The organism is Synechococcus sp. W55.2 (assembly GCF_047461635.1).
Classification (GTDB): domain Bacteria; phylum Cyanobacteriota; class Cyanobacteriia; order Thermostichales; family Thermostichaceae; genus Thermostichus.
Genome location: NZ_JANSHM010000099.1, coordinates 1 through 6761, shown reverse-complemented (window position 1 = coordinate 6761; position 6761 = coordinate 1). Strand labels below are relative to the sequence as shown.

Sequence of the window (6761 nt, the reverse complement as noted above, 5' to 3'; positions counted from 1 at the left end):
GCAAGGGTAAGCAGTTCAAATGCGGGCACTGCGGTTGGGAAGGGGATGCGGATTTTAACGGTGCGAAGGTGATTGCGATTTTGGGGGCTGCCGTAAACCAGCCTAGAGGTTCGTGGTTGGCTTGCCAACTGCAGGGCTGCCGAAAGCCTGCCCTGTACTGCGAAGCAGTCAGGGTCGGGTAGTTTACTACTCTGTAGGAGAACGCTTGTCCTACTGCTCAAATTGAACTCGCTAAGGATGCCTTAGGATGGCTTTTGGGATCCCAGAGACAGCTTAGCTTGGGTTCAGATTCAAGATTGGGTTAACGATGGCAACAGTGCTGCTGGTGGAAGATGATCCAATCAACGCCCGTGTTTTTGAGAAGGTGTTGCGACGGCGGGGAGGTTTTGAGGTCTTTCACAGCCAGGATGTGGAGCAGATTTTGAAGCTGGCCCAGGGGCACGAGGTGGATGTCATTTTGTTGGATGTTTCCCTGTCCCAGAGCACCTTTCGCGGCGAGGCGGTGGACGGGATCCGCATTGCCCAACTGTTGAAGGCGGATCCGAAAAGCAGCTCCATCCCCATCATTTTGGTGACGGCCCATGCGATGCGCGGCGACCGCGAGGCATTTTTGGCCCAGAGCGGGGCAGATGGCTACATTGCCAAGCCGGTGGTGGATCATGAGGAGATGGTGAATCAAGTTCGCCAGGTGTTGTCTCAAGGGCCGAGGCAGGAGTGAGCTGTCCCGGAGAAGAGTTAGGCGGCGAAGCTGCGCAAAATCGACTGCCAAAAGGGGATCCCATCTTGCCCTGGCAAATCGGGATCTGCTGCCCGCTCGGGGTGGGGCATCAAACCCAGAATCCGACCGCTGGGATCGCAAATGCCGGCAATATTATCCACAGAGCCGTTGGGCGCAACCGGAGCATAGCGAAGGACGATCTGCCCTTGATCCTGCAATTGCTTGAGGGTATCCGAGTCGCAGGTATAGCGGCCTTCCCCATGGGCGATGGGCAGGGTTAGGGTGGATCCCTGGGGATACGCGCTTGTCCAGGGAAGATCCTGCCGTTCTATACGGATCCCCACTCGGTCGCAGATAAAGTGCAGGTTGGCATTGCGCACCAGCGCCCCCGGCAGCAGGCCCGCCTCTGTTAAGATCTGAAAGCCATTGCAGATGCCCAGCACATAGCCTCCTCGCGCTACGTGCTCCTTCAGGGATCCCATCACCGGAGCAAAACGAGCGATGGCCCCACAACGCAAATAATCCCCATAGCTGAAGCCCCCCGGCAGCACCACCACATCCAGCTCCGACAAATCCGTCTCTCGGTGCCAGATCAGCCGCGTTGGGCAGCCCAAGAGGCCGCGGGTTACCCAGGCTACATCTCGGTCGCAGTTGGAACCCGGGAAAACAACAACGCCAAACCTCACGCCAGCCATTGGGATCCCTTAAGTGAGAGGAAAGAAGATGGTCAGATTAGAGGGATGGAAGAGGGGTTGGGGGTATTTTTGGAATGGCCATCAGATCAACCCCAAATCGCGTGAACCCATCAAATTAACCACCGATGGCAGCCACTTGGATTTGATAAGTCTCAATCACCGGGTTGGCCAGCAGTTGATGGCACAGCTCATCCACCTGGCGGTGGGCGGTCTCGGCGTTGGGGGCCTCTAGCTGCAGTTGGATATGCTTGCCAATGCGCACCTGCTGTACCTGGGTATGCCCCAGCTGATGCAAGCTGGACTGAACCGCAGCCCCGGCGGGATCGAGAACAGAGGGGCGTAGGTGAATCTGAATCTGGGCCTGGAACTGCATAGAATAAAGGCTGGATCTGTTACCAGTGTATCAGTCGGATCATCACAGCTTTGGGTTCAGTCATGGATGCGTCGCGCGTGGTGGCCATTGCCCACAACGTTTTCCGGGAAACGATTCGGGATCGGATTCTCTACCTGGTGATGGTATTTGCGGTGGCCATGCTGGGAGCCACTGTTTTGATCCCGCAGGTGGCCAACCAGGCCCACAACAAAATCATTGCCGACCTGGGGTTGGCAGCCATTCACTTCTTCGGCCTGATCGTGGCCATTTTCGTGGGCACAGGGCTGGTGAATAAGGAGATTGAAAAACGCACGGTGTATGTGCTGATCGCCAAACCCATGAGCCGGGCAGAGTTCATTGTCGGCAAGCATCTGGGCCTATCGGCGCTGCTGTCGGTGCTGGTGCTGCTGATGACGGTTGTGTTTCTGCTGAGCTTGCTGCTGGTGCAGGCCCCGATCCCCCTTTTGGCCATTCTCTGGGCAACAGTCTTCACTTTCTTAGAGCTGGTGCTGATTGTTGCCGCAGCCCTGCTGTTCGGGGTTTTCACTTCCTCGATTCTGGCCACCCTCTACACCATTGCCCTGTTCCTGATGGGCCATGCCAGCCGCGCCCTGCTGCAACTGAGCAAGCTGGTGAAAGATGCCGGATTTGGCAAACTGTTTGAGGTGATTTATTTGATCCTGCCGGATTTGGAGCGCCTCAATTTGAGAGATGCTGCGGTTTACGGCCAAGTTCCGCCCCCAGCAGAACTTCTCGGAGATGCACTGTACGGCTTGGTTTACACCCTTTTGCTGCTGATTCTGGCAGTGTTGGTGTTCGCCCGGCGTGAGTTCTGACGTTACCTCTTCCCCCATGCGTTTTTTCCACTTCTATACGCCCGAACAGGTGCCTTCATCTGGGATCCCGGAGTGTGCGGTGGCCATTGATGTGCTGCGGGCCACCACCACCATTGCCACAGCGCTGGCAGCAGGAGCAGAAGCGGTACAGGTGTTTGCCCACCTGCAGCAGCTCCAAGAGGCAAGCCAAAACTGGCCGGCTTCCCAGCGGCTTTTGGCCGGGGAACGGGGGGGCAAAGCGGTGGCGGGGTTTGATCTGGGCAACTCCCCCCTCGACTACACTCCCGACCGCGTGCGGGACAAGCGCATCTTCCTGAGCACCACCAACGGCACGCGCAGCCTACAGCGCCTGGAAGGGATCCCAGTGGTGATTACAGCAGCCCTGGTGAACTTGGGAGCCGTGGTAGATTTTCTCAGACGGGGCTCCTTTGCCGAGGTGTGGCTGGTGGGATCCGGGTGGGAAGGGGCCTTTTCGCTGGAAGATACTGCCTGTGCCGGAGCCATCTTGCATCGCCTGGGCTGCTCTTTGAACCAGTTGGGCAACGACGAGACCTTGGCGGCCTTGGCCCTCTACCAAACTTGGCAGGACGATCTGCTGGGTTTGTTGAGACGCTCTAGCCACGGGCAACGGCTATTGGGTCTGGGGCCGGAAAACGATCAGGATCTGGCCTATTGTGCCCAGCTGGATCGTCTCTCAGTGGTGCCCCGACAGGTTCAGCCAGGGGTTTTGGCCAACGGCAGGTAGATTTTGGATAGATGGATCCCGCCAGTTGGAAGTGAGCAGCCATTCTCAGCAACAGGCCGGGTGCGGGCTTGGGGATCCTTCCCCGGCAGAGCTGGTCTGCAGCTAACCTGCTTGTGCCGTGTCGGGGGCAATGCCCAACGCTTTCTGGTGCAGCCACGCCTGCCATTCTCCTGGGATCAGCTTGTTGTTAAACGCATCGCCAGAAACAAACATATCCCGCTGATTCTGGGCCAACACAAAAATGGAGCGGCGATCGAAATGGGAAGTGAGCTTGTAGAGGGTGTAGGGGCCTTCTGAGTAGAGGGTCAGCGTTTCTTGATCCAGACCGTGGCGGCTGCTTTGGCCGTAGGCCCGCAAGACCATGTTGATCAATCGCTCATAGTGCATAGACCGCAGATTAGAAAGCTACACAGAACATAGACAGATATTACGGAAGCCGCTGCCAAGGCCCGAGCGGCTCAGGTGAACCCAGCATAACAAATCCCCCTGGATGGCCACGCAACGCTAACGCGAATGAAAACGCGAATGGACAAGATGCAGCGTCAAATGGGGTAAGAAAATGCGATAGAACTTAGGGCAGACCCTCATGTAACCCTCTTGCACAGGCAACCCCCCATGGCCAACATGGCGCCCCGCCCACCCCACCCCACAGAGCCTGTCCGCATTGGCATTGTCGGCGCTTCCGGCTACGGAGGGGTGCAGTTGGTGCGGCTGCTGAGCGAGCACCCTGGCGTGCAGATCACCTACCTGGCTGGGCAAGACAGTGCCGGCAAGCGCTACGGGGATCTCTATCCCCAGTTGGCCCAGGCGGTGGATCTGACCGTTCAGCCGGTAGAGGTGGATCGCATTGCCGCCAACAGCGATGTGGTGTTTTTGTCTCTCCCCAATGGGCTGGCTGCCGAGCTGGCCCCGCCCTTGCTGGCCAAAGGGTGCAAAGTCTTAGATCTGTCGGCGGATTACCGCTTTCGCAACCTGGCCACCTACCAATCTTGGTACCGCATGGGTCAGACGGATCCCAACTGGCCCAGCCCTGCCTATCGCCAGGCCAATGAGCAGGCGGTCTATGGGTTGCCGGAACTTTATCGCGAGGCGATTGCCCAAGCCCAACTGGTGGGCTGTCCCGGCTGTTATCCCACTGCCTCATTGTTGGCGGTTGCTCCTCTGCTGCGGCAGGGGTTGGTGGAGCTGGACAGCCTCATTTTCGATGCCAAATCCGGCGTTTCGGGGGCAGGTCGTACCCCCAAGGTGGGATCCCTGTTTGCCGAAGTGGACGGCTCTCTGGCAGCCTATGGAGTGGCCCAGCACCGCCATACGCCCGAGATCGAGCAAGCTTGCACCGACCTGACCCACACCCCCATCACCGTGCAATTTACGCCTCATCTGGTGCCCATGGTGCGGGGGATCCACGTCACCTTGTATGCCACTCTGCGGGATCCCGGCTTTGTGGGGGAAGATTTGCTCACCATTTACAACGCTTTCTATCGCCAATCTCCTTGGGTGAAGGTGCTGCCGCGGGGGGTTTACCCGCAAACCAAATGGGTCTCCGGCACCAACACCTGCATGATCGGGGTGGAGGTGGACAGCCGCACCAACCGCGTTATTGTCCTGTCGGTGATCGATAACCTGATGAAAGGGCAAGCCGGGCAGGCAGTGCAGTGTCTCAACCTGATGATGGGATGGCCGGAAACGTTGGGTTTGCCTCGGCTGGCGTTTTACCCCTAGCTATAATGCCGGTAATCCCCTTGAGGCCGGTTCTGTCCATGTCTGAACCTCTGGATCCCGCTTTGCCCCAAAATGCCTCGCCCAGCGCAAAGGTTGCCTCGGATCCCGTGAATGGTGCTGCTGAGGGCCTGAACTGGGAGGGGCTGTGGCGGCAACTGGAAGCAGGCTGGCAGGATCTGCCCCGGCGCTCTGAAGAGACGGTGCAACAAACCCTGGCTCGCCTGCAACTGGAGTGGGGCGGGCTGTGCCGAGAGGCGCGGGATCGGCTGCAAAGCGCTCTGGAACAGTCGAGAACGGCGGGATCCCCAGAGCCCATCCACCGAGAGCTGCAAGCGCTCTTGCCCCTGCTTAACCCCTGCCAATGGGAAGTGGTCATTGGCTCTTTGCGGCAGGCTGCGGATCGCGCCTGGGTGGCCAGCTTGCTGTATCACGGCTTGCAGGAAGCGGCCTATCCAGAGGCGGAAAGCCACGGGATCCCTTCTTGGGCTCGGACGCTGACCTCTGACCAACGCTCTGCTCTGGAGGCGATGAGTGCCCGTGCCTATGGCAACAGCCGCCTGCCTTTGGTGATGGACAAAAGCGGCCAGATTCAAGTAAAGGCCTCAGCCGCCTTGTTGGCCGCCTTGATCGCCATCGAGATCGGCAGTGTGGGTTCGGCAGGTGCCTTGTCCTTGCTGGGCACACCGGAGCTGCGCAAGCTCTTGAATGCCGAGGGCAAGCTGCGGCGAACTGGCTTAAAACAGGGACGAACTGCCCTCACAGAAGAAGAATGGCAAACGCTGCGCCGTTGGCTGGATCCCAAGGGATCCCCTCCCGACTGGTATCTCAATCTCACTCAAGTGGGGATCCAGACCACCCAAGTAGGGGACTATGTGGCACGGCAGCTGCGGGAGTTTTTCCAGAGCGAGTGGATCAAGCTCGTGATCCCTCCCTTGTATCACCTGGTCATCGATGCAGTGCGGCTGCTGACGGGAGAAGTGTTTCTCAGCGTGGGCACCACCCTGGAATCGGCTTTGGAATCGGCAGAGGCAGGGCGGCGACTGGAGTTGGTGCTGCAAGCCTTGCCCCAGGCGCGGAACATTCCCAGACCCAACCAGATCCAGGCTGCCATCCCTGCTGTGGTGGAAGCTGCCGAGAAAATCCTCAGACCCCTGCTGGCGCGCCAGTTGATGACCGTGGCGGACATCTTCGATCCGCCCATTCGCAACGAGAGCTTAAATGAATTGGGGCGGCAGCTCAACCTGTGGAACCCCTTCCAGTTTCTGCTCACCTGGAGCACGGCTGGCTGGCTGGAGGCCCTTCTGGATCAGATCAGCGAGTTGCAGCAGACCTACCCGGAAATGCCCCTGTGGGAGAGCTATCGCCAGGGCCTTGAAACGGCAGTGCAAGCTCCACGGGTGATGGATCAGGCGGAGGCTCTGCGTCTAACGGCCAAGAGTCTGGATCCCAAGTTGGATCCCTTGGAAGATTGAGTAGATGATGCATAGGGAAGAAAATTTCCTACAGCATCCACAAAGTGAGGCTGGCAGGCTAGGTGGAATCTTTTCTACGCCAAAGACAAATCTGCACGGGTTGTAGAGGGTGGCCGGCGGACTGGTCTGATACATTTACGCTGAACACTGCTGAACATCACTGTTCAACTATGCAGCGATAGCATTCTGTTTGTTTCCAA

8 protein-coding genes and 1 pseudogene are annotated in these 6761 nt (G+C 58.4%); 6 read left to right on the top strand and 3 right to left on the bottom strand.

Features of this window, described 5'->3' with window-relative positions; all coding sequences use genetic code 11:
• Nucleotides 1-182, top strand: a pseudogene (locus NW828_RS13460) (RNA-guided endonuclease TnpB family protein); the annotation flags it as partial.
• A 125-nt stretch (nucleotides 183-307) separates the two neighbouring features.
• Nucleotides 308-718, top strand: coding sequence for a response regulator (locus NW828_RS13455; RefSeq protein ID WP_414330017.1), 411 nt, complete (start codon nucleotides 308-310; stop codon nucleotides 716-718).
• A gap of 17 nt (nucleotides 719-735) precedes the next feature.
• Here NW828_RS13455 and purQ read toward each other — a convergent pair whose 3' ends face one another.
• Both purQ and purS read right to left on the bottom strand, forming a co-directional pair.
• Nucleotides 736-1413, bottom strand: coding sequence for a phosphoribosylformylglycinamidine synthase subunit PurQ (gene purQ, locus NW828_RS13450; protein ID WP_414384398.1), 678 nt, complete (start codon nucleotides 1411-1413; stop codon nucleotides 736-738).
• Nucleotides 1414-1528: 115 nt separating this feature from the next.
• Entirely contained in the window at nucleotides 1529-1786 is a 258-nt protein-coding gene (gene purS, locus NW828_RS13445) for a phosphoribosylformylglycinamidine synthase subunit PurS (protein WP_414384397.1), read from the bottom strand.
• A gap of 62 nt (nucleotides 1787-1848) precedes the next feature.
• On the opposite strand from purS, the gene NW828_RS13440 reads away from it, so the two are divergent.
• Both NW828_RS13440 and NW828_RS13435 read left to right on the top strand, forming a co-directional pair.
• Nucleotides 1849-2622, top strand: coding sequence for an ABC transporter permease (locus NW828_RS13440; protein ID WP_414330211.1), 774 nt, complete (start codon nucleotides 1849-1851; stop codon nucleotides 2620-2622).
• A gap of 16 nt (nucleotides 2623-2638) precedes the next feature.
• The gene (locus tag NW828_RS13435) at nucleotides 2639-3367 is read left to right on the top strand and encodes a 2-phosphosulfolactate phosphatase family protein (RefSeq protein WP_414384400.1); all 729 of its coding nucleotides are present in this window, start codon (nucleotides 2639-2641) and stop codon (nucleotides 3365-3367) included.
• A 102-nt stretch (nucleotides 3368-3469) separates the two neighbouring features.
• Here NW828_RS13435 and NW828_RS13430 read toward each other — a convergent pair whose 3' ends face one another.
• Nucleotides 3470-3754: a hypothetical protein gene (locus tag NW828_RS13430; RefSeq protein WP_011431955.1), complete on the bottom strand. Its 285-nt coding sequence runs from the start codon at nucleotides 3752-3754 to the stop codon at nucleotides 3470-3472.
• Between the two features lie 228 nt (nucleotides 3755-3982).
• Between NW828_RS13430 and argC the strand changes: the two genes are divergently transcribed.
• Both argC and NW828_RS13420 read left to right on the top strand, forming a co-directional pair.
• On the top strand, nucleotides 3983-5089 hold the full coding sequence (argC, locus tag NW828_RS13425) for an N-acetyl-gamma-glutamyl-phosphate reductase (protein ID WP_011431956.1): 1107 nt from the start codon (nucleotides 3983-3985) through the stop codon (nucleotides 5087-5089).
• A 38-nt stretch (nucleotides 5090-5127) separates the two neighbouring features.
• Complete coding sequence (locus NW828_RS13420) at nucleotides 5128-6561, top strand: hypothetical protein (RefSeq protein WP_414384396.1); 1434 nt, start codon at nucleotides 5128-5130, stop codon at nucleotides 6559-6561.
• Nucleotides 6562-6761 lie beyond the last annotated feature (200 nt).